General features: G+C 50.3%; 23 protein-coding genes. 13 read left to right on the top strand and 10 right to left on the bottom strand.

Features of this window, described 5'->3' with window-relative positions:
- Window positions 1-11 precede the first annotated feature (11 nt).
- Complete coding sequence (locus WC490_00640; GenBank protein ID MFA5097124.1) at window positions 12-608, top strand: L-threonylcarbamoyladenylate synthase; 597 nt, start codon at window positions 12-14, stop codon at window positions 606-608.
- A gap of 11 nt (window positions 609-619) precedes the next feature.
- On the opposite strand, the gene WC490_00645 is transcribed toward WC490_00640, so the two are convergent.
- The 4 genes from WC490_00645 to purN all read right to left on the bottom strand — a co-directional run bounded on the left by WC490_00645 (window position 620) and on the right by purN (window position 4818).
- Window positions 620-1321, bottom strand: coding sequence for a hypothetical protein (locus tag WC490_00645; protein ID MFA5097125.1), 702 nt, complete (start codon window positions 1319-1321; stop codon window positions 620-622).
- Window positions 1322-1378: 57 nt separating this feature from the next.
- Window positions 1379-2578, bottom strand: coding sequence for a hypothetical protein (locus WC490_00650; protein ID MFA5097126.1), 1200 nt, complete (start codon window positions 2576-2578; stop codon window positions 1379-1381).
- A gap of 87 nt (window positions 2579-2665) precedes the next feature.
- Window positions 2666-4210, bottom strand: coding sequence for a bifunctional phosphoribosylaminoimidazolecarboxamide formyltransferase/IMP cyclohydrolase (purH, locus tag WC490_00655; protein MFA5097127.1), 1545 nt, complete (start codon window positions 4208-4210; stop codon window positions 2666-2668).
- Complete coding sequence (gene purN / locus WC490_00660) at window positions 4207-4818, bottom strand: phosphoribosylglycinamide formyltransferase (GenBank protein MFA5097128.1); 612 nt, start codon at window positions 4816-4818, stop codon at window positions 4207-4209. The genes purH and purN overlap by 4 nt, the downstream gene beginning before the upstream one ends.
- Before the next feature lie 93 nt (window positions 4819-4911).
- Here purN and WC490_00665 point away from each other — a divergent pair, with 93 nt between their 5' ends.
- The 10 genes from WC490_00665 (at window position 4912) to WC490_00710 (ending at window position 16206) form a co-directional block, all read left to right on the top strand.
- Complete coding sequence (locus WC490_00665) at window positions 4912-5529, top strand: hypothetical protein (protein ID MFA5097129.1); 618 nt, start codon at window positions 4912-4914, stop codon at window positions 5527-5529.
- An 82-nt stretch (window positions 5530-5611) separates the two neighbouring features.
- Window positions 5612-6655: a threonine synthase gene (gene thrC / locus WC490_00670; protein MFA5097130.1), complete on the top strand. Its 1044-nt coding sequence runs from the start codon at window positions 5612-5614 to the stop codon at window positions 6653-6655.
- A complete protein-coding gene (locus WC490_00675) occupies window positions 6655-7803 on the top strand; it encodes a DUF362 domain-containing protein (GenBank protein MFA5097131.1) in 1149 nt (382 codons plus the stop codon). The genes thrC and WC490_00675 overlap by 1 nt, the downstream gene beginning before the upstream one ends.
- Window positions 7713-9065, top strand: a complete 1353-nt coding sequence (locus WC490_00680; protein MFA5097132.1) for a hypothetical protein — start codon at window positions 7713-7715, stop codon at window positions 9063-9065. Before WC490_00675 ends, WC490_00680 begins: the two co-directional genes overlap by 91 nt.
- Window positions 9066-9075: 10 nt before the next feature.
- Window positions 9076-10800 carry an ABC transporter ATP-binding protein gene (locus WC490_00685; protein MFA5097133.1) on the top strand — a complete coding sequence of 575 codons (1725 nt, stop codon included), beginning with the start codon at window positions 9076-9078 and terminating at the stop codon, window positions 10798-10800.
- Window positions 10797-11936 (top strand): lipid-A-disaccharide synthase-related protein, encoded by a 1140-nt coding sequence (locus WC490_00690; GenBank protein ID MFA5097134.1) that lies wholly within the window; start codon window positions 10797-10799, stop codon window positions 11934-11936. The genes WC490_00685 and WC490_00690 overlap by 4 nt, the downstream gene beginning before the upstream one ends.
- Entirely contained in the window at window positions 11933-13030 is a 1098-nt protein-coding gene (locus tag WC490_00695) for a glycosyltransferase family 1 protein (protein MFA5097135.1), read from the top strand. Before WC490_00690 ends, WC490_00695 begins: the two co-directional genes overlap by 4 nt.
- Window positions 13020-14111: a glycosyltransferase family 1 protein gene (locus WC490_00700; GenBank protein MFA5097136.1), complete on the top strand. Its 1092-nt coding sequence runs from the start codon at window positions 13020-13022 to the stop codon at window positions 14109-14111. Before WC490_00695 ends, WC490_00700 begins: the two co-directional genes overlap by 11 nt.
- Complete coding sequence (locus WC490_00705; GenBank protein ID MFA5097137.1) at window positions 14108-15295, top strand: glycosyltransferase family 4 protein; 1188 nt, start codon at window positions 14108-14110, stop codon at window positions 15293-15295. The genes WC490_00700 and WC490_00705 overlap by 4 nt, the downstream gene beginning before the upstream one ends.
- Window positions 15292-16206 carry an NAD(P)-dependent oxidoreductase gene (locus WC490_00710; GenBank protein MFA5097138.1) on the top strand — a complete coding sequence of 305 codons (915 nt, stop codon included), beginning with the start codon at window positions 15292-15294 and terminating at the stop codon, window positions 16204-16206. The genes WC490_00705 and WC490_00710 overlap by 4 nt, the downstream gene beginning before the upstream one ends.
- A gap of 12 nt (window positions 16207-16218) precedes the next feature.
- Here WC490_00710 and WC490_00715 read toward each other — a convergent pair whose 3' ends face one another.
- Window positions 16219-16854: a dTDP-4-dehydrorhamnose 3,5-epimerase family protein gene (locus tag WC490_00715; GenBank protein ID MFA5097139.1), complete on the bottom strand. Its 636-nt coding sequence runs from the start codon at window positions 16852-16854 to the stop codon at window positions 16219-16221.
- A gap of 55 nt (window positions 16855-16909) precedes the next feature.
- Here WC490_00715 and WC490_00720 point away from each other — a divergent pair, with 55 nt between their 5' ends.
- Window positions 16910-17890 carry a glycosyltransferase gene (locus WC490_00720; protein MFA5097140.1) on the top strand — a complete coding sequence of 327 codons (981 nt, stop codon included), beginning with the start codon at window positions 16910-16912 and terminating at the stop codon, window positions 17888-17890.
- Window positions 17887-18783: a glycosyltransferase family 2 protein gene (locus WC490_00725; GenBank protein ID MFA5097141.1), complete on the top strand. Its 897-nt coding sequence runs from the start codon at window positions 17887-17889 to the stop codon at window positions 18781-18783. Before WC490_00720 ends, WC490_00725 begins: the two co-directional genes overlap by 4 nt.
- On the opposite strand, the gene WC490_00730 is transcribed toward WC490_00725, so the two are convergent.
- The 5 genes from WC490_00730 to ileS are packed head-to-tail and all read right to left on the bottom strand — an operon-like array spanning window position 18672 to window position 24265.
- Window positions 18672-19424, bottom strand: coding sequence for a prolipoprotein diacylglyceryl transferase (locus WC490_00730; GenBank protein MFA5097142.1), 753 nt, complete (start codon window positions 19422-19424; stop codon window positions 18672-18674). The two genes, WC490_00725 and WC490_00730, sit on opposite strands and share 112 nt — an antisense overlap.
- Window positions 19424-19891 carry a signal peptidase II gene (gene lspA / locus WC490_00735; protein MFA5097143.1) on the bottom strand — a complete coding sequence of 156 codons (468 nt, stop codon included), beginning with the start codon at window positions 19889-19891 and terminating at the stop codon, window positions 19424-19426. Before lspA ends, WC490_00730 begins: the two co-directional genes overlap by 1 nt.
- Window positions 19888-20163: a DUF5665 domain-containing protein gene (locus tag WC490_00740; protein ID MFA5097144.1), complete on the bottom strand. Its 276-nt coding sequence runs from the start codon at window positions 20161-20163 to the stop codon at window positions 19888-19890. The genes lspA and WC490_00740 overlap by 4 nt, the downstream gene beginning before the upstream one ends.
- A gap of 2 nt (window positions 20164-20165) precedes the next feature.
- Window positions 20166-21569, bottom strand: a complete 1404-nt coding sequence (ahcY, locus tag WC490_00745; GenBank protein MFA5097145.1) for an adenosylhomocysteinase — start codon at window positions 21567-21569, stop codon at window positions 20166-20168.
- An 11-nt stretch (window positions 21570-21580) separates the two neighbouring features.
- Entirely contained in the window at window positions 21581-24265 is a 2685-nt protein-coding gene (gene ileS, locus WC490_00750) for an isoleucine--tRNA ligase (GenBank protein ID MFA5097146.1), read from the bottom strand.
- Window positions 24266-24281 lie beyond the last annotated feature (16 nt).

Genomic DNA, 24281 nt, shown 5'->3' on the forward strand with positions numbered 1-24281 from the left:
AAAGGGCCCAAATGAAAAAAGTCAGAATAATAAAAGCCTTCACAAAAGCATCGATAAGAACAGCCGCCCGCAAAGCCGCTCAAGAGCTTAAAGCGGGCCACCTTATCATATTCCCGACAGATACTGTCTACGGCATCGGGGCTGACCCCGGAAATCCCCAAGCCGTGAGAAGACTGTTCAAGGCCAAACAAAGGCCCCTTTCCAAGCCTTTTCAATTGCTTGTCGGCAGCCTGCAACAGGCAAAGAAAGCAGCCAAAAAGATCACCAAAGAGGCTGCGGCACTGATGGCTTCCAACTGGCCGGGCCCTCTGACAATAGTTGTGGAGAAAAATAAGCAGGTGCCTGATACCGTGACTTCCGGACTTAAGACCGTCGGCCTGCGCCTTCCTGACCACCCTGTCGCCCTTGAGATAATAAAAGCCTTTAAAGGACCTGTCGCGGCCTCTTCTGCCAACCTTTCAGGCAAAAAACCTCCTAGGACCGCACGGGAAGCCGTCCTACAGATCAAAGACAAAGCGTCGCTGGTCATTGATTCGGGAAAAACTTTAAAAGGAGTTCCCTCAAGGATAGTTGATGCAACAGGAAAAAAACTTAAGGTGCTTAGATAATAGGCCTGCTTTTAAGAAAGTATCTTTGAAGCTTCCCGACAAAATTCTTCAAGGTCCGCAGAACACCCAAAAGTCGAAAGATTATGAATAAGATGAATCTCTGCTTCGCCGTTCGCTCTGAACGACAAAAGGCGGGACTGCAGCCCAAGGGCTTCTTTAAGCAGGGCAAGGGTTTCTATATGCATGATGTCCGAAACCGTGCCATGCCCCATTCTGAGACGGTATACCGAAAACTCCCCGACTGTCAGAGGCTCCCTGTAAGGCACCTTCATCGGGCCAAAGATCTCCCCCGTATCCTGATAGTATGCGCCAAGCCCGCTTTCCCATACGGCATGAAGCAGATCGCTGCTTTCATGAGGCTCCTCAGCTCTTAAAAGCTGGGGATAATAGATATAGGACAAACCCCGCGGATAAAAACCCATCACATGTTCTCTAAGTAACGGAAGAGAAGCCGGAGACTCATCCCTTACCGCATTAAAGAACCGATAACAGTTCATGAATTCCGTATGGGAGACCCCCTGGAACCTGAAAAGACCGAACTGCTGGTCAGTTATTTTGATCAGCGCCCCCGAAATGGCGTTCATACACGCTGTCGAAAGATAGGTCGCTCCGGTGCGTTCGGGGCTGACCCTGAATAATTCGCGGCTTGCCAGTATAGCCGCCTGGGTATTACCGGATTTTATTATATCAAAGACTCCTGACGGGCATCTCATAGAAGCCTCCTTAATACTTGTCGGTATTTTTGCGCGTGGATTTCAGAACGAAAGAGGTTAAAAGGTCAGAGCCACCTCATACCACTGGGTAACGACTACTTTGCCCTGGTCGGGGTCATAGGCGCGCTTGGCATTGGCGATAACCTGCGTAAAGGGATTGACTTTATAGCCCAGTTTTGTGGTTATTATGGCGCCTTCTCTAAGGTCAAGGCTTCTTGCATCCACAAAGTTAGGCTGATAGTAACCTGCGGCGGCAAAATACTGACTTCCAAGGTTGGCCGAAGCCTCGGCCTTAAGGGCACTGTTGCTCCCGTTGTAGCCCTCCAGCACCGCCCAGAATTTGGCGGCGCCAAGAACATCCCCCGTCAGGGAAACCTTATAACCGTCCCTGCTGATGCCGGCTGCTTCGTAAGAAACAATGTCGACCGGGTTGGTCTCATATTCCTCGTTGTAGTATTCAGGAACAAAGTCGCGGTCCAGATATCTTTTTTCCGCCTTAAAATTGAGCCTAGCCAGCGCCACATCGTATCCCGCAGAAATACCTGCAGAAAGGCCTCCCCCATGATTGTTAAGCCTGGCATATTCCGCAAAGAGGATCGAATTCAGGAAAAAAGGAGCCATAGCATCAACTCCCCAGCCTGATTGTGAGGGAAATACCTTCTGGGTCCCGTCCGGCTTTATCTGGTTGATACCGTCAGCATCGCAGACAAAATACTGTCCTAAGGTAAGGTAAGGCAGGACCTGCTGCGTTGCCCTCGCGCCGTAAACCCTTGACCAGGTGCCCAGAACCTCTATGCCGTAAATGCCCTTCTTATAATATGCCCTTAAGCCAGCCTGCTGGTCCGAAGGTATCAGCCCTCCCTTTAAGACCGTTGTATAATTGCTCATCAAAAGACCTGCCCCGTAGGTAACATTGCTGAGCAGCCCGTACCTTGCGCCCCAGTCCGGGGTCGCATATTCCAGGTATCTCACCACCATACTGTCTATCCCGACTTTATCTCCGTTGTACAAAGGCACATTGATATCAAAGCCCAAACCCAGTGCGCCGTATTTGAAATCCGGGTTCCATCTGAACACCGGGGCCGAAACCCCTCCGTTGTTCACGATGCCAAAGCCGCCGGCATTGGCAAATGTTCCCGCCATCAGCGGCCTGGTTGAAAGGGGATCGACAGAAACAGAGAACAGATTGACCGGATCGGCCGCTTGCGCTGCTTGAATTAACCCCGCCAACAGAATAACGGCCAGCAGTTTTTTCATCTTCCCCTCTCCTCTTTTCAATTTCTCATTGGAAATTGGTAATTGGTCATTGGAAATTGGCAATTGGAAATTGGACATTTCCCCGCATCAGTGTCTAAAATGCCTTCTCCCCGTGAACAGCATGACCATCCTGTTCTTATCCGCCGCTTTGATGACCTCTTCGTCCCTTATAGAGCCTCCGGGCTGTATTATAGCCGATATCCTGTGTTTTTTGGCAAGTTCCACCGAATCAGCGAACGGGAAATAGCCGTCCGATGCCATAACAGCCCCGGAGCAGGAGCTTCCCGCCATTTCCAGCGCTATCTTTGCGGACCCCACCCGGTTGGGCTGCCCTGCTCCTATCCCCAAGGTGGCGCCGTTCTTGGCAAGGACTATAGCATTGGATTTTACGAACTTGCAGATGCCCCAGGCAAAGAAAAGATCCTCGATCTCCTTCAGAGAGGGCTGCTTTTTGGTTACCGTCCTGATGTCGGATATTGTAAGCTCTGCCCTGTCGGCTTCCTGGACAAGGAAACCTCCCGCCACTTTTTTAAAGTCGCATCTTGTGCTGCGGTTAAAATCCGCCGGGCATTTTATCAGGCGCAGGTTCTTTTTTTCGCAAAGCACAGAGAGGGCACCTTTTGAGAACTCCGGGGCTATGATGACTTCCGCAAAAAGCTTGAACATTTCGCGCGCGGCACCTTCGTCAACTTCCCTGTTGCAGGCGATTATCCCCCCATAAGCGGATACGGGATCGCATTTGAGCGCTTTTTGATAAGCGTCCCTGACCGATCTTGAAGTGGCCACTCCGCAGGGATTATTGTGTTTTACGATGGCGACCGTCAGGTCGGCAAAGTAATTGACGATGCCGTAGGCTGCTTCCATGTCCAGGATATTATTGAACGACAGTTCTTTGCCGTGGAGCTTACGGATGTCAACGAGGCCCCTGCCCTCTGACCTATAAAAAGCCGCCGGCTGATGAGGATTTTCTCCATAGCGCAGGTCCATTTCTTTTTCCAGTTTCAACATCATTTCCTTTGGAAAGGATTCGGTATCCTTGACCGGCGACAGATAGGCGCTGATGGCCTCGTCATATCTGCCGGTCAAAAGGAACGCCTCCCTCTGCAGTTCGATATTGGTAGCCAGGCTGATCACGGAAGAATTGGAACCTAGCTCTTTAAGGATCCTGTCGTACTGGTCGGGGCTGGTGACAACGGAAACATGCCTGTAATTTTTTGAGGCCGCCCTTATCATGGCGGGACCTCCGATGTCGATGTTCTCTATGGCCTCTTCGTGGGTGAATTTTTTCCTGGCCACCACTTTTTCAAATGGATAGAGATTGATAACAACCATGTCTATCTGAGGAATGCCGTATTTCGAGAGCATCTTCATGTGAGAGGGATCGTCCCTTAAAGCAAGAAGCCCGCCGTGGATCTTTGGATGAAGCGTCTTTACCCTTCCGTCCATCATTTCCGGGAATTTGGTTATTTTGCTGACCTCAATAACTTTGACGCCTGCTTTTTTGAGCTCCCTAAAGGTTCCCCCGCTGGCTATTATTTTGAACCCGTGTTTTTCAAGCCCCTTGGCAAACGGCTTGATCCCCTTTTTGTCGAACACGCTTATCAACGCGTACCTGGCCTGCTTTTTCTTCATTCCTTTATTATCACCTTTCTGTCTTTGATGTTGACCCTGCCTTCCGATATCAATTGTATCGCCTTTGGATACAGTTTGTGCTCTTCTGTAAGTATCCTGGCGGACAGAGAAGCTTCTGTATCACCGGGCAGCACCGGCACGGTCTTTTGAAGGATTATCGGCCCCGTATCGCAGCCCTCATCGACAAAGTGGACCGTACAGCCGGACTCTTTTACTCTTGCCTCGATCGCCTGCCTCTGCGCATGAAGTCCCGAAAACGACGGAAGCAGCGCGGGGTGGATGTTTATGATCTTCCATTTGTATTTTTTTATTATCTCCTGCCCCACTATCCTCATATAGCCGGCAAGGCAGATAAGACCCGGGCTATAGGAATCTATTGTCTTAAGCAGCTGCGCTTCGTAGGCTTTTTTATCGGAATAATCCTTGTGGTTTACTACCACAGCCGGTATGCCGTGCTTTTTTGCCCTTTCAAGGCCCTGCACCCCCGGCACATTCGAGATGACCGCCTTTATCTGTGCCGAAACCTGTCCGCTTTTTACGGCATCAATTATTGCCTGAAGATTTGATCCCCGTCCGGAGATGAGGATGACCAGATCTATTTTTCTCACCGCATTTGAATTATAGCATACCGAAATCAGCCTCCAGATCTTACGATATATAGGTAAGAGGGGTAAGAGGACGGCAGAGAAAGGAGAGAGAAGATGGCAGAAGTATCAAGAGCTCAATTGGACAGACAGATGGCGGCTGCAAGAGCACAGGGACAAAGGAACAACACCATAACAAGAAGATGGGAAACAGCCTGTCAGGTTGTTAGGTTCATCGCAATGATCCCTCTTTTGCCGCTTACTTTGACAGGTTGCGCAGGGGCTGGGCCTGCATCAGGAACCGCGCCGGCACCGCAATCGAGGCTTGCCATAGACCAGAGCGGCAATGTTCATGTTTTTGTCGGGAACAAGGAAAGGACCCTTTATAAGGAGCCAGGTCAAGTACCCACAGAGCCAAAAACAATAGTGCTTTTAAGCGAGTCTACCCAGGCCGAAGTGCTTACTCTTTATGTAAACTCCAACGGCCTGCTCAAAATGCATAGAACATATACGCAAAGCTGCGGAAGCGGGACAGATCACAAAATGAAAGTGTCCGAGTACAGGACAGGAAATGCCATACCCCCCGATGCAAAGATCCTGAAAGACGTTAAACAGGTGACCGGCTGGCACTACAAAGTCGCAGTTGATGCCCAGGGCATCATTTATTCTTATATAGTAAATGACATCACCGGCCAGAGCCCTATAGCTCAAGGCGGAGGAACAATAATCTACTAGTGATCTCACGCTAATAAGAAGGGCATCCTTATCAGATGCCCTTTTTGTTGCACCCGGACGCTCCAAATGTTATTATTTCTTTATGAACTACAAAGGTCTCATCGACAAATACAGGCATCATCTTCCCGTCACGGACAAAACGCCGGTTATTTCTTTTTTTGAAGGCAACACTCCCCTGCTTTACGCGAAAAGACTCAGTGAAAAAACCGGGCTCAAAGTTTATTTAAAGTACGAGGGCGCAAACCCCACAGGGTCTTTTAAGGACCGCGGAATGACGATGGCGGTAAGCAAAGCCCTGGAAAAGGGTTTTAAGGCGGTTGCCTGCGCCTCAACAGGGAACACTTCGGCATCCGCGGCCGCCTACAGCGCAAAAGCCGGGCTGGACTGTATCGTGGTAATCCCTGGAGGAAAGATAGCGCTGGGCAAACTTGCTCAGGCCCTGATGCACGGGGCAAAGGTCTTTGCCATTGACGGCAATTTTGACAGAGCTCTAGAAGTGATCAGGGAGCTGTGCTCAAACTACCCGATTGAATTGGTCAACTCTATCAACCCTTACAGGATAGAAGGGCAAAAGACGGCCGCTTTTGAGATCTGCGATTTTCTCGGCTCTGCACCAGACTATCAGTGCATGCCGGTCGGGAACGCCGGCAACATCACCGCCTACTGGAAAGGCTATAAGGAATACAGGGATAGAGGAAAAATAAAGGCTCTGCCAAAGATGCTTGGATTTCAGGCGGAGGGATCTGCCCCGATAGTGCTGGGACATCCGGTGGAAAAACCCGAGACCGTGGCCACCGCGATCAGGATCGGCAATCCTGCCAGTTGGGACAGCGCGGTTAATGCGGCAAAAGAATCCGAAGGTTCTATCAGAATAGTGACCGATGAAGAGATACTGGATGCTTATAAACTTGTGGCATCGACCGAGGGAGTTTTTTGTGAGCCGGCTTCTGCCGCCTCCATAGCAGGTCTTTTGCGGTACGGCAAAGATATCCCGAAAGGCGCAACAGTTGCCTGTATACTTACCGGGCACGGTTTGAAAGACCCCGATAACGCTGTTAAAAAGGGCAGCGCCCTCATAAAAGCGCCTGCCAGCGCCAAAGAGATCGCAAAACTGCTGGGATACTGATGCCTGTTGTTTCTATAGTACGCTGCAATTCCTATATAGAAGCAGAGATCGAAAGGTCCGTAAAAGAAGCCGTTGACCTTATAGGGGGCATCTCTTCCTTTGTCAGGCCCGGCCAAAAAGTGCTCCTTAAGGTTAATGCGCTGATGGCAAGCGCGCCCGAAACCGCCTGCCCCACCCACCCCGCCGTGGTAAGTGCCGCGGCAAAATTCGTTCTGGACCTCGGAGCCGTACCCGTGATCGGCGACAGCCCGGGAGGATCAAAGACCGTTTTTGGTCATGTTTTCGAAACCTGCGGCTACAATAAAGTTGCTAAGGACCTCAATATAAAGACCCAGGACCTGAAAAAACTGCCCGTTAAGCAGGTCAATATTAAGCTCAGGAAGAAAACGATCAGCGTTCCGGTGGCAGACCTTTACGGAAGTTTTGACTCGGTCATCAATCTGCCCAAGTTCAAAACTCATATCCTGACCGTTACTACCGGAGCCGTAAAGAACATGTTCGGCTCGGTGCCCGGCTTCTACAAATCAAGGCTGCACTTTATCGCGCCCGGGATCGATGATTTTTCTTCCGTACTGCTGGAAGTATATAGGAACTCTCTGCCCTCCCTGACCATAATGGACGCGGTAGAATCCATGGAGGGCAACGGCCCCTCCGGGGGAAGAGCAGTAAAGACGGGAACCGTCTTTGCCTCTGACAGCGGCCTTGCGCTTGACATCGTATCTGCCCGCTGTGCGGGCTTCGAGCCTGCTGAACTTCCGGTGCTTGAGGCCGCAAAAAGAGCCGGTCTTGACACTGAGATCTCCGGTATCAGGACCGTCGGGATACAAATTACAAAAGGTCTCTTTGGCAGGTTCAAAAAGCCCGTCAGTGTTTACAGGCTTACAAAAAGGGTCCCTGCCGTGCTGATAGACGGGTTCGGCTTTATACTTAGGAGCATCAAGAACCTGCCGCAGATCGATAAAAAGAAGTGTATCGCCTGCCAGACCTGCGCCGTCAGCTGTCCGGCCGGATGCATCACTATTGTAAAAGACGCCAGATATGATATAAACTATAACAAATGCGTGGCGTGCTTCTGCTGCCACGAACTGTGTCCGGAAAAGGCCGTCAAGATAAAAAAGAGCCTGCTGGCCCGCGTTTTGTCGTTATGAACCAGGAAAAGCTAGACATAGTTATAACGTCCAACAGCCCGGGGGAGTTATACTCCTTTGTTCGGCCCTGCGTAAAAAGCATCAAAGCACTGCTTCCCTCAGCCAGGATAATCCTTGTCATAATGCCCTGTCAGTATGCCAGCGGCAGGGAAATAGAGGTGGCAAGAAGTTTTGAGGGAGTCTACGAGATCATTTTCCCTGAAGAGTTCAGGGCTTGGATGTTCAAGAACAAGCCCCCCAAAGGCATTACTTTTGCACAAAAAGGAGTACTGTTATATCTGGGAGGGGATCTGTTCCAGGCGGGACTGCTTGCAAAAAGACTCGGCTACAGGGCCGCTGCCTACATCAACGACAGGTTCGGCTGGAACAAGCTCTTTTCCAGATTTTTTGTCGCCGATGACAGGATGGCTGCAAAAGCCGCAAGAAAAAGGATATCAAAAAGCAAAGTAAGAGTGGTCGGAGATCTGATGGCGGACGGGCAAAGAGAAGAGGTCTCAAAAGAAAAATGGGGGCTTGATCCAAACAGGCCGGTCGTAACTTTTATGCCGGGCAGCCGGAGCGCGCACGCAAAGCATATGGCGCCGTTCTTTGTAAGGACGGCGGAATTGATGAAAGAAAAATGCGAAGCGCAGTTCGTCCTGGGACTATCCCCCTATATCAACCTTGCCTCTCTGGAAAAACACCTTAAGACAGTACCTGACAGCATGATAAAAGAAGGTCTGGGCTCTTCAGCCAGGCTCTCAGTCGAGAACGGTCAAAACTACCTCATTTCTCAAGCCGGGTCCAGGCTGCTGATAATGGACCGGGCCCCTTATGAGGCTATGGGAGTTAGCGATCTTATCCTGACCATTCCGGGGACCAACACAGCGGAGGCCGCCTCGATGGGCAGGCCTATGCTGGTACTGCTTCCGCTTAACAAAACCGAGGTGTTGATCTTTGACGGCCTGGTCGGAATTGCCGGGAACCTGCCTTTCGTAGGAGGAGGAATAAAAAAACTGACCGCCTATGTGCTCAACAGGCTTGTCAAATACACCGCCCTGCCAAATATCAAGGCGGGGAGTTTTGTGGTGCCGGAATTAAGGGGCAGATTGACCCCCGCACAAACAGCCGATAAAGCGCTCGGACTGCTTCAAGACAAAGCGCTTCTGGAGAGGACCTCAACAGCGCTGAGGGCCGTCATGGGAAAACCGGGGGCTTCAAAAAGAATAGCCGAGGAAGTCTCCCATATGCTGAATATGTCCGGCGGTCCAAATTTGTTATAATGATACGCATATGAAACTCTTGGCCCGCCTTCTTTCATATGTCCGGCCGTACACGGGACAGCTGTTCCTTGCCTTTATCTGCATGATCTTCTTTTCCCTTTGCAACATGGCCGTCATCCCCCTGGTAAGCCAGGTCTCCAAAGCGGTCTCCGACAGGAACTTCCCTTTTTTGAACTCTCTCATAGGCGCAGTGGTCCTTGTATTTTTTGTAAAGGGCATCTTCCAGTACGGGCAGGCGTATCTGTCCTCTTTTATCGGCCAGAGGGTGGTAACCGACCTGCGGGTCAAGATCTTTGGCCATCTGCAGGACCTGTCGCTGAGCTTTTACAGCAGGTGGAAGACCGGGGAGGTGATGTCCAGGGTGATAAACGACATCTCCATGATACAGAACGCCATCGTGGTCAGCGCCACCGAGATCCTGCCGCAGCTTTTGACGCTCGTCGGGGTCCTGAGCTATCTCTTTTATCTTAACTGGCAGCTTACTCTCATGGCCCTGCTGACCGTGCCGGTCTTTGTGCTTACCATCTCAAAGTTCGGTCAGCAGATGAGGGAGATAGGACGCAACGCCCAGAAGAAGATAGCCGACATTTCTTCCATTCTGCAGGAGACCATCTCGGGAGCAAGGATCGTCAAATCGTTCACCATGGAAAAGCACGAGGTAAGGCGCTTTGCCCGCGAGAGCGAACACAGCTTTGGCTGGTCCATGAAAGAGGCCCAGATAGACGCCACTCAAAAACCTCTTATCGCTTTTCTGCAGGTGCTTGCGGTTGTAGCGGTCATCTGGTACGGCTGTTTTCAGGTGGTGGCCGGAACAATGGCCTCTCAGGACCTGATAGCGTTTTTTGCCGGCGCCGTCCTTTTGATAGACCCCGTCATTGTCATCTCAAAGATCAATATCACCATGCAGAGAGCTCTGGCATCTGCCGAAAGAGTATTTGAACTCATAGACATAGTGCCGGAAATAAAAGATGCCAAAAACGCAAAGGACATGGGCAGGATAACGGGAGATGTGGAGTTCAAGAATGTAAGTTTTTGCTATGATAAAGGGCCCGAAGTGCTCAAGAACATTGATCTGGGCGTCAAAGCGGGCTCCAGCCTTGCGATAGTGGGGCCTTCCGGTTCCGGTAAGACCAGTTTTGTCAACCTGGTGCTGAGATTCTATGATCCTTTATCTGGCACAGTGATGGTGGACGGGATCGATATAAAGACGGTCAAACTGGCCTCGCTTCGCGATCAGATGGCCGTGGTCCCTCAGGAAACGCTTCTTTTTACAGCAACGATAAAGGAGAACATAATTTACGGGACGCCCGGCGCAAAGCTTGAAGCTGTGATCAGCGCGGCAAAGGCGGCCAATGCCCATGATTTTATTATGGCGCTCAAGGACGGCTATGATTCTCATGTGGGGGAAAGAGGCATGGCCCTTTCGGGAGGGCAAAGGCAGAGGATAGCGATCGCCAGAGCCATACTGCGCGACCCAAGGATCCTTATACTTGACGAAGCGACTTCCTCCCTGGACACGGAATCCGAGCGCCTTATTCAGGACGCGATGTCCCGCCTTATGAAAGGCAGGACGACTTTCATCATAGCGCACAGGCTATCGACCATACAGAACGCGGACAGGATCATCGTGCTCAAAGAAGGTTCCGTTATCGAGGACGGCACACACGAAAGCCTGATGGCAGGCGGCGGCTTCTATAAGAACCTCTACGAGTTGCAGTTCAGCAGTCAACAATGAAAATACTATTTCTTTCCAACGGGCACGGCGAGGACCTTATAGCCGCAAGGCTGATAAAGGAAATGCCGCAGCAAGAGATCGCGGCGCTGCCTATAGTGGGCGCGGGGCTTCCCTACGAAGAACTGGGGATCCGCATACTTGGCCCAAGAAAATCCCTGCCAAGCGGAGGTTTTATTTACCAGAGTTTTTCAAATATGATCAGGGATATAGCTTCAGGACTTGGCAAGAACACTCTGGACCAGATACGCGTCCTTAGGCAGCAGAAGGCGGAATTTGACCTTGCGGTCTGCGTTGGGGATATCGTTCCCGTCATCGGAGCGCTGTTTTCCGGTCTTTCCTTTACGTTCATGGGCAGCGCCAAATCCGATCATTATGATTACAGCTATACTCCCTGGGAAAAATTCATTCTAAAGAGATACTGTCTTATGAGCTACCTTAGAGACCAGAAAACTGCTGATAATTTTGCAAAAGCAGGCATAAGGTCCGCTTATCTTGGAAATCCCATGATGGATTGCTTCGAAGTGACAGGTGAGGATTTTGGCCTGGACAAAGAAACCCGCATTGTGGGAATACTGCCGGGCAGCAGACAGGACGCTAAATTGAACCTCGAAGACATACTGGCCGCGGCAAAAGAATTGGACAAGCTCGCAGAACGACAAAACATCAAGATCGCATATTTAGTATCAGTTGCCCCAACCCTTGACATGACCGAGCTAAAGACGGCCCTGAGCAGACTTGTCCCAAGCGCAGTCGAGGGAGTTGAAGGACCGGGACTTAAACTGATCTGTACACCAAAATTCGGCGATATTCTTAACCGCTCGGACATAATAATAGGCCTTGCCGGCACCGCCAGCGAACAGGCGGCCGGAATGGGAAAGCCTATTGTGGCTTTTGCCGGAAGAGGCGTTCAATACACGGCTTCCTTTGCCAAAAGGCAGACCCAGCTGCTGGGAGAAGCCCTGTCGGTAGTAAAAAGGGACCCTTCTGCGGTAGCCGGCGAGGTATTGTCCATACTGACCGACACAAAGCGTCATCAAAGAATGTCTGAGGTTGGAAGGTCAAGGGTCAGCGGAAGAGGCTCCAGCAAAAGAATTGCCGAAAGCATACTATCTCTTGCCGGGGCCCGTCCCAAATGAGGCTGGCATATGACCTTCTGGACCCGTTGGAATATAGCGGATCGGCTCTGATCCTTGCTCTGACAGGCTGCTATCCAAAAGTTCATCAGTCAGTGTTCGTTCAGGGAAGGAAGAACAGAAAAAAGATAGAGACCCTTCCGGGCGCCTTATTTGAACCGGACAGAGAGGCAAAAAGCGATTTCCCCTGGCTGAGAAAAGAGGCCGGACTTGCCTTCAAACTGGCGGAAGAACGGACAGACATACTGCTCTGTCCCGGGCCCCGTCTTACCTTGAGACAACCGTGCAAGACCGCGGTCCTTATACCTGACCTCGACCACATGATCTTTCCGGAGCACGGAATAAGAGGCTTAGAGAACCGCATCAGATGGTCCATCCAGAAGACCGCCGTAAAAAAATCCAACCGGATCCTCACCTATTCTTCTTTTTGCGCTAACCACATCTCAAGGCTCCTTGGAGTTGCTCCCTCAAGGATAGCCAAGATACCTGCCGCTGCGGACGGCAAAATGGCCCCTGTTTATGACAGGGACCTGATCGAAAGAACAAAAAAAGAGAACGGGATCAGCGGAGCGTACCTTATCTTTGCGGGCGGGTCGTCAAAAAAGAAGAATTTGAACGACCTGGCAGAAATACTGAAGCTTTTTCCCGATCTGCCTCGTCTGGTCGTTTCGGCAGAAGTGGACGAAGAACTAAAACGCCTGCTTGCCGGCGCCAGGCTTATCTTTACCGGCTTTAAGAACAGGACAGAGTTGGCCGCCCTGTATTCAGGCGCGATCGCCTATGTGACGGCTTCCAGTTATGAAGGCTTTCCCTGGGGGGCTTTTGAAGCAATGTGCTGCGGAACTCCTTCGGTCGCGTATGACAATTCCTCTTTCGGGGAAATACTGGGAGGCTCCTGCCTTCTGGCCGAGAATTCATCAAAGTCCTCGCTGGCAGCGGCAATAAAAAAGATCTGCAGGGACGGGCAACTAAGGCTAAAACTGCAGGCGCTTTCGCTGGAAAGGGCCAGGGCTTTTTCGCCCGAACAAGCCGCCAAAGAGGCGATGGAGGTGTTTTCTTCCATCCATAAGGAAAGTTATTTTCCGGATGAAAAATAAGACGAACATAAAAGCTCTGATAGAAGGGTCTTCTCTGCTGGAAAAAAGCTCTGAAGCCGGGCAGTATACTAAAAATCTGATCGAGGGTCTGGGCTTTCTTGAAAAAAAAGATCTTTTCTATGTCCGCTATCCGCTATCCTGCCTCTTCAGGAAAAGCCTGCTCAAGCTGAAACAGCATAACATTAAGCCCAAAAGAACATTTTTGCCGGGGGGCCTTGATCTCTATCACGACGCCTCGATGTCCTTTGCCATGAACAGCACTAAACCAATAAAGCGCATCTCCACCCTGAGAGGCTTGACGGTTCTATCCTCGGAAGGCCTGACAGATGAACATTTAAGAAGCATAAAGCGCGCACATCTAATGGCGTTGCTCCCACTTCAAGACGCTGTAATAGTAAGTTCAGAAAGAGACAGGCAGATCCTCCAGCAGGAATTCAACGAGCCCCATTCAAAGATAAGGCTGATCGAACAGGGGATCGAGCCTTATTTTGCTCCGGCTAATTCCTACGAGATCTCGCTCATCAAGGCCAGGTATTCTATCGCCGGAAGATACATCCTGTTTTGCGGCGACCTTGACGAAAAGAACAACATAAAGAGGCTGCTGGAAGCCTACAGCGCTCTAAAATATGAGTCCCCTCCCCTGCTGGTCCTTGCGGGAGAGACGGGCTATCTTATGGAAAGCCTTTCACGGTCGCTATCATTGCTGGGGATCGAAAGAACGGTAAAACAGCTTAAACAGGTCAAAAGAAAAGAACTGCCGGCGCTGCTTTCCGGAGCCGACTTTCTTGTCTGCCCGGCCGTTGATGCCGGTTTTGCCCTGCCTGTGCTGGAGGCCCTTTCCTGCGGCTGCCCGGTCGTTGCATCACGGGACACTGCCGCAGAAGAAACGGCGCTGGACTGCTGTGTGTCTGTGCCGGCAAACGACCCTGAAAAGCTTGCAGATGCCATCCGGGCCCTTATGTCGGATGAAAAATTGAGGACCTCTCTTTCCCAAAAAGGGCTTTTGCGCGCAAAAGAGTTCTCTGTCACAAAAATGGCGTCAAAAACCTTACAATTGTACAGGGAGGTCTTAGAAAGGTGAAACTGCTGATACTTGCCAGGATGACATCGGCTTTTTCCGGCAACACCGTTAATGTAAAACCAATAGGCGGCAGCGAATCCGCCCTTTTTTATCTCTGCAGGGAACTGGCGGCGCTTGGGCACGAAATAGAGATCTTTAACAACTGCGGCAAAGAAGCAGGCATTTACGAAGGGGTAAGATACGAACAGTTCACCACGCTTGCGGACCTTGTTAGACGCTCAAAAGAGAAGGAATACGATATCTTCATTTCCTTCCGCGATCTTCCGGCCTTCCTTTTCCCTATAAAAGCAAAAAAGAGGATCTGGTGGGGACATGATGATTTTTCCAATGTCTGGAATTACAGCGACCTTCGCGCTCCTTTGGGAAAAGCCTTCCTTAAGTTGGCCGGTTTTTTGACGGACCGCTTCTGCGACAGGCTGTTCGTTGTAAGCAAGTGGCTGGAACAGCTCTGCACGGACCTTCTGGGACTTGACGACAGCAAGATCTATGTCACAAAGAACGGGGTATATTTGCCATACTTTAACAACCCCGAACCTGAAGGTTCGGCTCCAATTATTCCCGGAGCCGACTCTTTAGAGTCGGGACGGGATCCAAACCGTTTAGTCTACACCTCCGTCCCCGCAAGGGGGCTCGATATCCTTCTTGACATTTTTCCGAGGATAAGGAAAAGCGTTCCCGAAGCCACCCTGCATGTCTACTGCGGCTGGGACCTTGGAATGCTAAAAGAAGAGGATAAGAAACTGGCTCAGACACTGTATGACAGGACAAACCAGCCGGGAGTCGTTAGGGAAGGAACAAAGAAGCACTCGGACCTTGCAAAGGACCTGCTCAAGTCATCATTGATGTTATACCCCAGCCATCCCGTACCCCGAGCGGGTTTCTTTGCGGAAACTTCATGCATTGCCGCGCTTGAGGCACAAGCCGCGCTCTGCCCGGTGATCGCTTCAAAAAGAGGCGCGCTTGCCGAAAGCATTGTTGATAAGAGGACCGGCCTTCTTATCGAGGGCGATCCTTACAGTGCGGCTTTCAAAGACAGGTTCGTCGCCGAGACGGTTGAATTGCTCAAGGACCCCGAAAGACTATCCGGAATGAGGGTATCAGCAAAAGAGTATATCCGCGACAATTATTCCTGGGAGCTTATTGCAAAAGAATGGACACTGGAGTTTGAAAGGATGCTTAAGTGAAAAAAAAGCTGTTCGCCACCGGCATGGGGGGATGCGTGGGGCACTACCTTTTTGACGAATTTGCCAAAAGGGGCGACCTTGACCTGACTTTTCTGCTGCGAAGCCCTCAAAAGGTCAAATACAGCCTCAACGGCATAGATGTGATACAAGACGACCTTAAGAACATAGAAAAATACGCTTCCAAACTAAAAGAAGCCGACCTTGTCGTTCACCTTCTTGCCGACTGGGGCACAGAGCTGGGCAATTACGATCAGACAAAAGCGCTTTTAGGATATCTTGATCCCTCAAAGGTTAAAAAGATAATATATTTTTCGACAGCCAGCATCCTGGGCCGGGACAACAGGCCGGACAAGGAGGCTCTTTTATGCGGCACGCCATACATAAGAGGCAAGTATAAGATGCACGAAGAGCTTAGTTGTTCTCCGCTCAGAGAAAAGATCATCACTCTATATCCTACCTGGGTGCTCGGAGGGGACCATTTACACCCCTATTCACACGCTTATCTTGCTCTTAGGAACTCCATGACTTGGCTAAAACTGCTGTCCTTTTTTGACCTTGACCTTAGGTTCCACTTTATCCACGCAAAAGATATAGCCGGGGTAACACAACATCTTCTGTTCAACGAGACCGGAGAAAATGAGTTCGTCCTGGGAACAAAAGAAATCACCGTCGGAAAGCTTTTGGAAGGCTTTGCCGCCGCCTCAGGGTTCAGGCCTCCGTTTCGGATAAAGCTGGGATCAGGAATTGCAAAAGTACTAGACGCTGTCTTTGGCGGCAGGCTTGCCCCCTGGGACAGGCACTGCTTAAAGACCTATCATCAGAATTACCGGACAGTGGAGCCCTCATCCTTTGGCCTTGAGACCTCATTCCCGTCCATAGAGAGCATAGTTAAAGACCTGCTGAAAAGTTAGTGCTGCCGCCGATCAGATCTTCTTTATCTCAAAATTCCTGCTGTCGGGGTTGTTGAGCCAGGAGGAGATAGTGTGCCCGTTCTTATCTTTTTCCGTTACAAGAGCAGTTCTTGCCGCGGTATCAAAGACCTCTTTAAGGGCGGGATCGCACAAAGACCAGTCAATGTCCGGGGCAAACGGCGAGATCCCCGCTTCACAGCCCGGGCTCCAGGTCCCGGAACATTGATATTCTATCTGAGAGTCTTCGGGAAATACATTCCCGTGGGCAAACCCTACAGGGACCCAGATCCATTCTGCGCAGGGATCCTCCGGTTGAGAAGGTATGTCATAGGCTATTATCTTGCCGAAAGTCTTTGACGCCTTCCTGATGTCCAAAACCAGATCTATCATCCTGCCCCTTACGGTGCGCACCAGTTTTCCCATGTACGGATTCCACTGGAAGTGGAGCCCTCTTATAGTGTTCTTGCGGGAAAAGCTCTCATTGGCCTGCAAAAACTGCACATCCTTAAAAAAGCTCAGTTTTGGATCGTTCTTAATATCATTTGCATTAAAGATCTCGGCAAAATAACCGCGGTGATCTGTAAAACGCGCGAATTTGATCACCTTTACATCTTCTATTGCCAGGCTTTTGACTTCAAGTATCTTCATAATGACCCTGTTTTAGGGCTCCGTGCTATAATTATACCATTACTGGATCTTCCAAATGACAGATATCAGCGTTGTAATACCCACATTTAACAGAAAAGACATCCTTAAGAGAACTCTGGAGGCTTTGCTGGACCAGACATATCCAAAAGACAAATACGAGATCATAGTAGTGGATGACGGGTCCAGTGAAGATATAAAGAGGATGGTAGAGGATCTGCGCGCTGGCAGGGGTAAGGACCGGTTTGAAACCGGTCCCAACATCACCTATCTCCGCCAAGCAAGCGATAAAAAAGGCCCTGCCGCCGCCAATAACCTGGGGATCAACAAGGCATCTGGAAAATATATCCTATTGCTCAATAATGATGTGATCGCGGACCGCCGTTTGATAGAGGAACATATGATGTCGCATGTAAGGGCGGAAAATCATTCGCCCCAACAAGGCCTCATCGTCCAGGGCCGCGTTATCAACACCTCCAGCCTTGAAGACCTAAAACAGGAACACAAGGGCTATTCCGGAGGCTACAGCAATATCTCTTTCGGGTATTTTACCACCTGGAACCTATCCGTAAAAAAGGATATTCTCATAAAAGCCGGATTGTTTGACGAAGACTTCAGGCATCTCTGCTGGGAGGATGTGGAGTTCGGCTTTAGGCTGCGAAAGATGAAAGTTAAACAGGTCAACAACAAAAACGCCTTTGGATATCACTTTAAGCACGAGTTCTTTGTCAGGGACATTGGAAAGGTAAAAGAAAAATCGCTCAACATGGGCGGCAACGCTATGATCTATTACAGAAAGCACCCCTGTCTTGAGGTAAAGATCTCAACGGAGTCCTTCTGGCTCCCTATGGCCATTCACGGGATTCTCTCCTTTTTTGTCAGAGCGGCAGGCAGCAAAAGGCTTTACGGTCTAATGAAGGGACTGGAGGATAATAAGAACTACAGGCTGCTTGCTTTTGTTGTGGGTTTGTCCGGCAAATACTGGTACTGGAGCGGAGTAAAAAAGGCGCTTGCTTTAAAAAGAACCCCTGAAGCATGAAATTATCTATCTGCATAGTAAGCTGGAATGTTGCCGAATTGCTCGAAAAATGCCTTGTATCCATAAAAAAACATCCTCCTAAATGCGCTTTTGAGATCATTGTAGTGGACAACGCCTCTAAAGATATGTCACCCGATGTCGTCGGCCTGTTCCCTGAGGCAAAACTGATACAAAACACAAAGAACCTCGGGTTTTCTGCAGCCAACAATCAGGCAATAAAAGAAAGCTGCGGAGAATATGTTCTTTTTCTTAATCCGGACACAGAGGCAGCACCCGGAGCGCTGGACGAACTGGTCTCGTTCCTGGACGGCCAAAGCAAAGCTGCGGCCGTAGCCCCAAAGCTCCTTAACCCGGACAAAAGCCTGCAGCGGTCCTGCATGGGGTTCCCCACCCTGGGGGCTATGGCAATGAGACAGCTGTTCATCGAACAGCTCTGGAGAGGCAACCCTTACACAAAAAAATATCTGATGACAGACCTGGATTATGACAGGTCCTCGGAAGTGGACCAGCCCATGGGCGCCTGTCTTATGGTCAGAAAGAATGTCCTTGAGCAGGTAGGCACCTTTGACGAGCGCAGCTTCATGTTCTTTGACGAAGTCGATCTCTGTTACAGGATAAAAAAGGCGGGACTAAAAATATTCTTTACCCCGGAGGCGCAGGTGATCCACCACGGGGGAAGCTCAATAAAAAAATGGGGGGTCCTTAACCTTGGCAGGCACTGGAGCCGCAGCAGGAACCTCTATTTTAAAAAACATCACGGCACGGCGGCCCTGGCAGCGCTTTACTTTTTTGATCTTTTAAGAGCGCTCATTTTTTTGACCGTCGGCGCGGCAATAATTACTGCAGCAAAGACCGCTATCGATATCCACTGGGAAGCGGTAAGACCAAGATAATGGTTTGAATAATCCCTGACAAATTCATTAAGGAAACGATAAACACAATAAAGTCCGGCTCCCCATATCAGTACCTGCCCATCGTATTTTTTTCTGTCATATATTGATATCAGGACAAGGAACAGCACAAGACCGGCTAAAGAGGAATACAACTGAGTGGGATGGACAAAGAGCTCCTCACCCGGAAAGCGCACAGCCCAAGGAAGGCTGCATTCAACCCCCGAACAACAGCCCCTCAAAAAGCACCCTATCCTGCCTATGGAATATCCTATGGCGGCCGATAACGAAGCTATGTCAAGACACTTAAGCGCGGAAAGCCGGTGCTTGTTCGCAGAATAAAAAAGCGCTGCTGCGGCAAAGATCAGACCGCCGTAAAACACCATTCCTCCTTCCCAGAAGGCCAGGACCCTCAGAGGGGCGCTCGTAAACTCATCCGGAAATCCGATCACATAAAAAAGCCTTGCTCCGATAATGCTTGCCAGCATCACTTGAACACAGATGTCCAGAACGGTATCAACTGATATGCCTTCTTTTTTGGCGCGCTGCAAGGCTACAAGGATCCCCGCGGCAAATGCAATAGCCACCATAAAACCCCAGGAATACACCATAACCGGGCCAACAGCAAAAAGAACCGGATGCATTACTGACTTACCCGCGCATGTTTTTGCATGCTCTTTCCTATGATATAAGCCGCGACTATCGTGGCCACGCCCAGATTTATACAGACATCCGCAAGATTGAAAACAGGAAAGAACCTGAAATCTATCATGTCAACCACAAATCCCCTGAAGACCCTGTCAATAATATTGCCCGCGCTCCCGGAGAGCACAAGGATAAGTCCAACCCTGTAATAGACCTTTTCCTGAGGAATCCGCCTCATCGCATACAGGAGGAACAGCGCCGCTAAAGCCGCTGCCCCTATCAGCAGAGCATTGCTTCCCTGGAACATCCCGAAAGCAGCTCCCGTATTCCTTACATAGGTGAGATGAAGAATATTTTGCACAAGGGGAAAGCTCTGGCCGGGCTTCATTAGTGCCAGAACAAGGGCTTTTGCGGTCTGATCGGCAAGGATCGCCAGCGCCGCAATAAGATAATACGGCCTCATCATCTATTGACCGCGGCATTGACAAATTCAACCAGCTGAGCTATGTAGGCGCCGAGTATTGGGACCTGAACGAATGATTTTAAAAGGTTTATCAGTATAAAAACCACAAGAGCGAAAACAGCGGTCATTCCCACCGCTGTTCCAAGACCTCTGGCGGTCCCGGCAAGAAAATTCATCCAGAAAAGCTTCCAAGGCCGGTTAAGAAGTTCAACATATCCGGCAAAATTAGCTTTTTCCAACTGTCTTGCCACCCTATCCATAATTTTGTCTTCCATGTTCAGTACCTGTAGTGTTCCGGCTTAAAAGGGCCTTCTACCGGGACCCCTATGTAGTCGGCCTGTTCCTTGGACATCCTGGTCATTTTTACGCCGATCTTTTCCAGATGCAGGCGGGCAACCTCTTCGTCAAGCCTTTTTGGAAGCCTGTAGACCCCGACTTTGTATTTACCCCTGTTCTTCCACAGGTCTATCTGCGCCAGCACCTGGTTGGTGAAAGAGTTGGACATGACAAAGGAAGGATGCCCCGTGGCGCATCCCAGGTTTACCAACCTTCCTTCAGCAAGCAGAAAGAGCTCTTTGCCGTCAGGAAAAATGTATTTGTCCACCTGAGGCTTGATGTTGACCTTCTTGATGCCCTTATATGCTTCCAGTTCTGCCACCTGTATCTCGTGGTCAAAATGCCCGATATTGCAGATGATGGCCTGGTCCTTCATTCTTTTCATGTGCTCTATGGTTATCACATCGCGGTTGCCCGTGGCCGTAACATAGATATCCGCTGTCCCCAGGGTATCTTCCACCGTCGTAACCTCATATCCTTCCATTGCAGCCTGCAGAGCGCAGATAGGATCGATCTCCGTCACTATTACCCTTGCGCCAAGGCCTCGTAGGGACTGGCAGGAGCCCTTACCGACATCCCCGTAGCCGCATATAACAGCCACCTTTCCGGCAAACATCACATCCATAGCCCTCTTTAGGCCGTCTCCGAGAGACTCCCTGCATCCGTATAGATTATCGAATTTCGATTTGGTCACCGAATCGTTGACATTTATTGACGGGACCAGCAGTTCTCCTTTTTCAAGCATCTGATAAAGCCTGTGTACTCCTGTGGTGGTTTCCTCGGATACTCCGACCCATTCTTTTACTGCGCCGGACCATTTACCGGGAGATGAGCTTTGAATGCGTTTCAGCGCTTTTTTCAGCTCTGCCTCATCCTCGCTTGACGATGGCATATCAAGAATGGAGGGGTCTTTTTCTGCGGCATAGCCTTTGTGCATCATAAGGTTGGCATCTCCGCCGTCATCCACTATAAGCTGCGGCCCCTTGCCCCCGGGAAAAGTAAGGGCCTGTTCGGTACACCACCAGAAGTCTTCCAGGGTCTCCCCCTTCCAGGCAAAGACAGGCACGCCGTTCTTTGCTATAACAGCGGCCGCGTGGTCCTGTGTAGAGTAGATGTTACAGCTTGCCCATCTTACATCCGCGCCGAGAGCCGTAAGGGTCTCTATCAGAACGGCTGTCTGGATGGTCATGTGCAGCGAACCCATAATGCGCACGCCCTTGAGCGGTTTTTTGGGCGCGTATTCCTGCCGGATAGACATCAGACCGGGCATTTCGTGCTCTGCTATTTCAACCTCCCGCCTTCCAAAATCCGCCAGGCCAATGTCTTTTATCTTGTAATCCGCCATTTTCCCTCCTCTTATTTTACGGCTTCCTGGCACCTTAAGCAGATGCCGCCTTCTCCTACCCCGTTTACATAGCGCCAGCACCTCTGGCATTTTTTGCTCTGAGTCGGGACCGCAGACACAGAAAAGCTTTCTCCCTCCCGAAGCGATACCGAAGAAACCAGGAATATGTCGGCAAGCTCCATCTCAACTTCTCTCAGCGGCCGCAGGTCTTTTTCCGCTCCGCTTACCATTATATCGCATTGAAGGAACTGGCTGACTTTTTTCTGAGCCCTCAGTTCTTCCACTTCCTTATAAGCCTTTGCACGCACCTCAAGAACCTTTTCCCATCTTTCTTCAAGTGCCGTATCAAGCCAGCCCGGCTCAACCTCCGGAAAGACCTGGTCTGTGCCGTCTTTGCCGCGGGCAAGAAGAAGGTCCTGCGCGGTAAAACCAAGTATCGGGGACATCATGGACACCATGGAATCCAGGATCTTTTCCATAACATACTGACAGGAGATCCTTCTCTTGGAATCCCTGCTGTCGCAATAGAGCCGGTCCTTTACAATGTCAAGATAAAAGGTCGACAGGTCACTGACGCAGTAATCATAGAGAGTATGGTAAACGATGTGGAGCTCAAATTCCTCGTAGGCCTTCTCCACTCTCTTTATGACCTGTGCAAGACGCAACAAAGCGTATCTGTCCAGTTGGGTCAGTTCTACTTTGTCTGATACCGGATGAGGCGGAAGGTTGCTCAAAAGGAACCTGCAGGTGTTCCTTATCTTTTTAAAGCCTTCGTTTATCTGTCTTAGAATGTTCTTTGAAACGGCCATGTCATTGCGGAAATCGGTCGAGGCCACCCACAGGCGCAGAACATCCGCGCCGTACTCATCTACCACTTTTTGGGGGTCGACCACATTGCCCAGAGATTTGCTCATCTTTTTGCCTTTTTCGTCTATCGTAAATCCGTGGGTTAGGACGGATCTAAAGGCGGCTTCCTTAAAACCTGCCACCGAGGTAAGTATCGAGGTCTGGAACCAGCCTCTGTGCTGGTCTGAGCCCTCCAGATACAGGTCAGCAGGCCAGGAAAGCTCTTTTGAACCCTTTAGCACGGAATAATGTGAGGACCCTGATTCCAGCCAAACATCCATAATGTCGGTTTCCTTTGTGAACTCTTGGCCGCCGCATTTTTCGCATTTGGTCCCTTTGGGAAGGATCTCTTCGGGGCTTTTATCGAACCAGGCATCGCTACCCAGCTTCTTCATCAGTTCTGCCGCGGCTTTGTTAAAAGCTCCTTTAAAGTTCGGGGAGCCGCAGCCCTTGCAATAAAAGGCCGGTATCGGAATGCCCCAGGATCTCTGCCTTGAGATACACCAATCCGGGCGGGATTCCACCATTGCCCTTATCCTGTTCTGCCCCCAGCCGGGGATCCAGGTGATCTTTTTTATCTGCTCAAGCACGCGGTCCCTTAAGCGGTCGTGGTCGACAGCGATGAACCACTGTTCGGTGGCGCGGAAGATGACAGGCTTTTTGCATCTCCAGCAGTGCGGATACGGGTGTTTTAGCGTTTCATTCCCAAGCAAAGCGCCTCTTTCACTAAGCAGGTCTATTATCGGCTGGTTTGCTTTCCAAACACTGACCCCGGTAAATTGAGGGACTTCTTCGGTAAAGCGCCCCTTTTCGTCAACCGGCATAATAATAGGAAGTTTGTATTTGAGCCCCACCTTGTAGTCTTCGTCCCCGTGCCCTGGAGCTATATGGACGCAGCCTGTGCCTGTTTCAAGGGTAACGAACTGGTCAAGGACCACTTTTGAATCCCTGTCAATGAACGGATGCCGGCAGACGATCCCTTCCAACTCCGAGCCTTTGTACTTTTTGACAACTTCATAACTGCTCCAACCCATCTTTTTGGCAGCGGACTCAAGCAGCTGCGATGCCACTATAAAATTGCTGCCGCCGGTCCTGATCTCGCTGTATTCGTACTCCGGGTGCACCGCTATGGCCACATTGGACGGAAGCGTCCACGGGGTCGTGGTCCAGATCACGAATTTGTCAAACTTGACAAAGATCGCGTGGGAATCATCCTCCTCATATTCTATTTCGGCTTCTGCCAGAGCAGTCTCGCAATTGGGGCACCAGTGTATAGGTTTAAGCGCTTTGTAGATATAGCCTTTGTCCGCAAGTTTTCCGAATAGTTCCACGACACCGGCTTCATATCCGGGGTTTAGAGTAAGATAAGGGTTGTTCCACTCGGCACGGATCCCCAGCCTTTTGAACTCCTTTTTCTGGAGCTCTACATATTTGAGAGCGTACTGCCTGCACTTCTGGCGGAACTCTATAGTGGACAGGGTCGATCTTCTGACAGAGAGCTCTTTTAAAAGCTGGGTTTCTATCGGAAGCCCGTGGCAGTCCCAGCCGGGAACAAAAGGCGAATCAAATCCGCGCATCGTCTTGTATTTGACAACAATGTCCTTGAGTATCTTGTTGAGAGCATGGCCCAGGTGAATATCGCCGTTGGGGTACGGAGGTCCGTCATGAAGAATGAACTTCTTCCTTGCTTCTTGACCCTTACCCTGAGCGAGCGGCTTGTGCCGAGCGGAATCGAGGCAAGCGAGTCGAAGGGCTTCCCATAAGGCAAGTATCTCCGGCTCCCTGGTCTTATGGTCATACTTGATGGGGAAATCCGTCTGGGGAAGGTTCAAAGTATCTTTATAAGCCATGCAAAAATTATAACAT

It is taken from the genome of Candidatus Margulisiibacteriota bacterium, from assembly GCA_041650635.1.
Taxonomy (GTDB): Bacteria; Margulisbacteria; WOR-1; order JAKLHX01; family JBAZKV01; genus JBAZKV01.

What these genes read in the sequence shown, in the direction of transcription:
- WC490_00640 (MFA5097124.1), top strand. Translation starts at nt 12, where the DNA reads ATGAAAAAAGTCAGAATAATAAAAGCCTTCACAAAAGCATCGATAAGA.
- WC490_00645 (MFA5097125.1), bottom strand. Translation starts at nt 1,321, where the DNA reads ATGAGATGCCCGTCAGGAGTCTTTGATATAATAAAATCCGGTAATACC.
- WC490_00650 (MFA5097126.1), bottom strand. Translation starts at nt 2,578, where the DNA reads ATGAAAAAACTGCTGGCCGTTATTCTGTTGGCGGGGTTAATTCAAGCA.
- purH (MFA5097127.1), bottom strand. Translation starts at nt 4,210, where the DNA reads ATGAAGAAAAAGCAGGCCAGGTACGCGTTGATAAGCGTGTTCGACAAA.
- WC490_00665 (MFA5097129.1), top strand. Translation starts at nt 4,912, where the DNA reads ATGGCAGAAGTATCAAGAGCTCAATTGGACAGACAGATGGCGGCTGCA.
- thrC (MFA5097130.1), top strand. Translation starts at nt 5,612, where the DNA reads ATGAACTACAAAGGTCTCATCGACAAATACAGGCATCATCTTCCCGTC.
- WC490_00675 (MFA5097131.1), top strand. Translation starts at nt 6,655, where the DNA reads ATGCCTGTTGTTTCTATAGTACGCTGCAATTCCTATATAGAAGCAGAG.
- WC490_00680 (MFA5097132.1), top strand. Translation starts at nt 7,713, where the DNA reads ATGCGTGGCGTGCTTCTGCTGCCACGAACTGTGTCCGGAAAAGGCCGT.
- WC490_00685 (MFA5097133.1), top strand. Translation starts at nt 9,076, where the DNA reads ATGAAACTCTTGGCCCGCCTTCTTTCATATGTCCGGCCGTACACGGGA.
- WC490_00690 (MFA5097134.1), top strand. Translation starts at nt 10,797, where the DNA reads ATGAAAATACTATTTCTTTCCAACGGGCACGGCGAGGACCTTATAGCC.
- WC490_00695 (MFA5097135.1), top strand. Translation starts at nt 11,933, where the DNA reads ATGAGGCTGGCATATGACCTTCTGGACCCGTTGGAATATAGCGGATCG.
- WC490_00700 (MFA5097136.1), top strand. Translation starts at nt 13,020, where the DNA reads ATGAAAAATAAGACGAACATAAAAGCTCTGATAGAAGGGTCTTCTCTG.
- WC490_00715 (MFA5097139.1), bottom strand. Translation starts at nt 16,854, where the DNA reads ATGAAGATACTTGAAGTCAAAAGCCTGGCAATAGAAGATGTAAAGGTG.
- WC490_00720 (MFA5097140.1), top strand. Translation starts at nt 16,910, where the DNA reads ATGACAGATATCAGCGTTGTAATACCCACATTTAACAGAAAAGACATC.
- WC490_00725 (MFA5097141.1), top strand. Translation starts at nt 17,887, where the DNA reads ATGAAATTATCTATCTGCATAGTAAGCTGGAATGTTGCCGAATTGCTC.
- WC490_00730 (MFA5097142.1), bottom strand. Translation starts at nt 19,424, where the DNA reads ATGCATCCGGTTCTTTTTGCTGTTGGCCCGGTTATGGTGTATTCCTGG.
- lspA (MFA5097143.1), bottom strand. Translation starts at nt 19,891, where the DNA reads ATGATGAGGCCGTATTATCTTATTGCGGCGCTGGCGATCCTTGCCGAT.
- WC490_00740 (MFA5097144.1), bottom strand. Translation starts at nt 20,163, where the DNA reads ATGGAAGACAAAATTATGGATAGGGTGGCAAGACAGTTGGAAAAAGCT.
- ahcY (MFA5097145.1), bottom strand. Translation starts at nt 21,569, where the DNA reads ATGGCGGATTACAAGATAAAAGACATTGGCCTGGCGGATTTTGGAAGG.
- ileS (MFA5097146.1), bottom strand. Translation starts at nt 24,265, where the DNA reads ATGGCTTATAAAGATACTTTGAACCTTCCCCAGACGGATTTCCCCATC.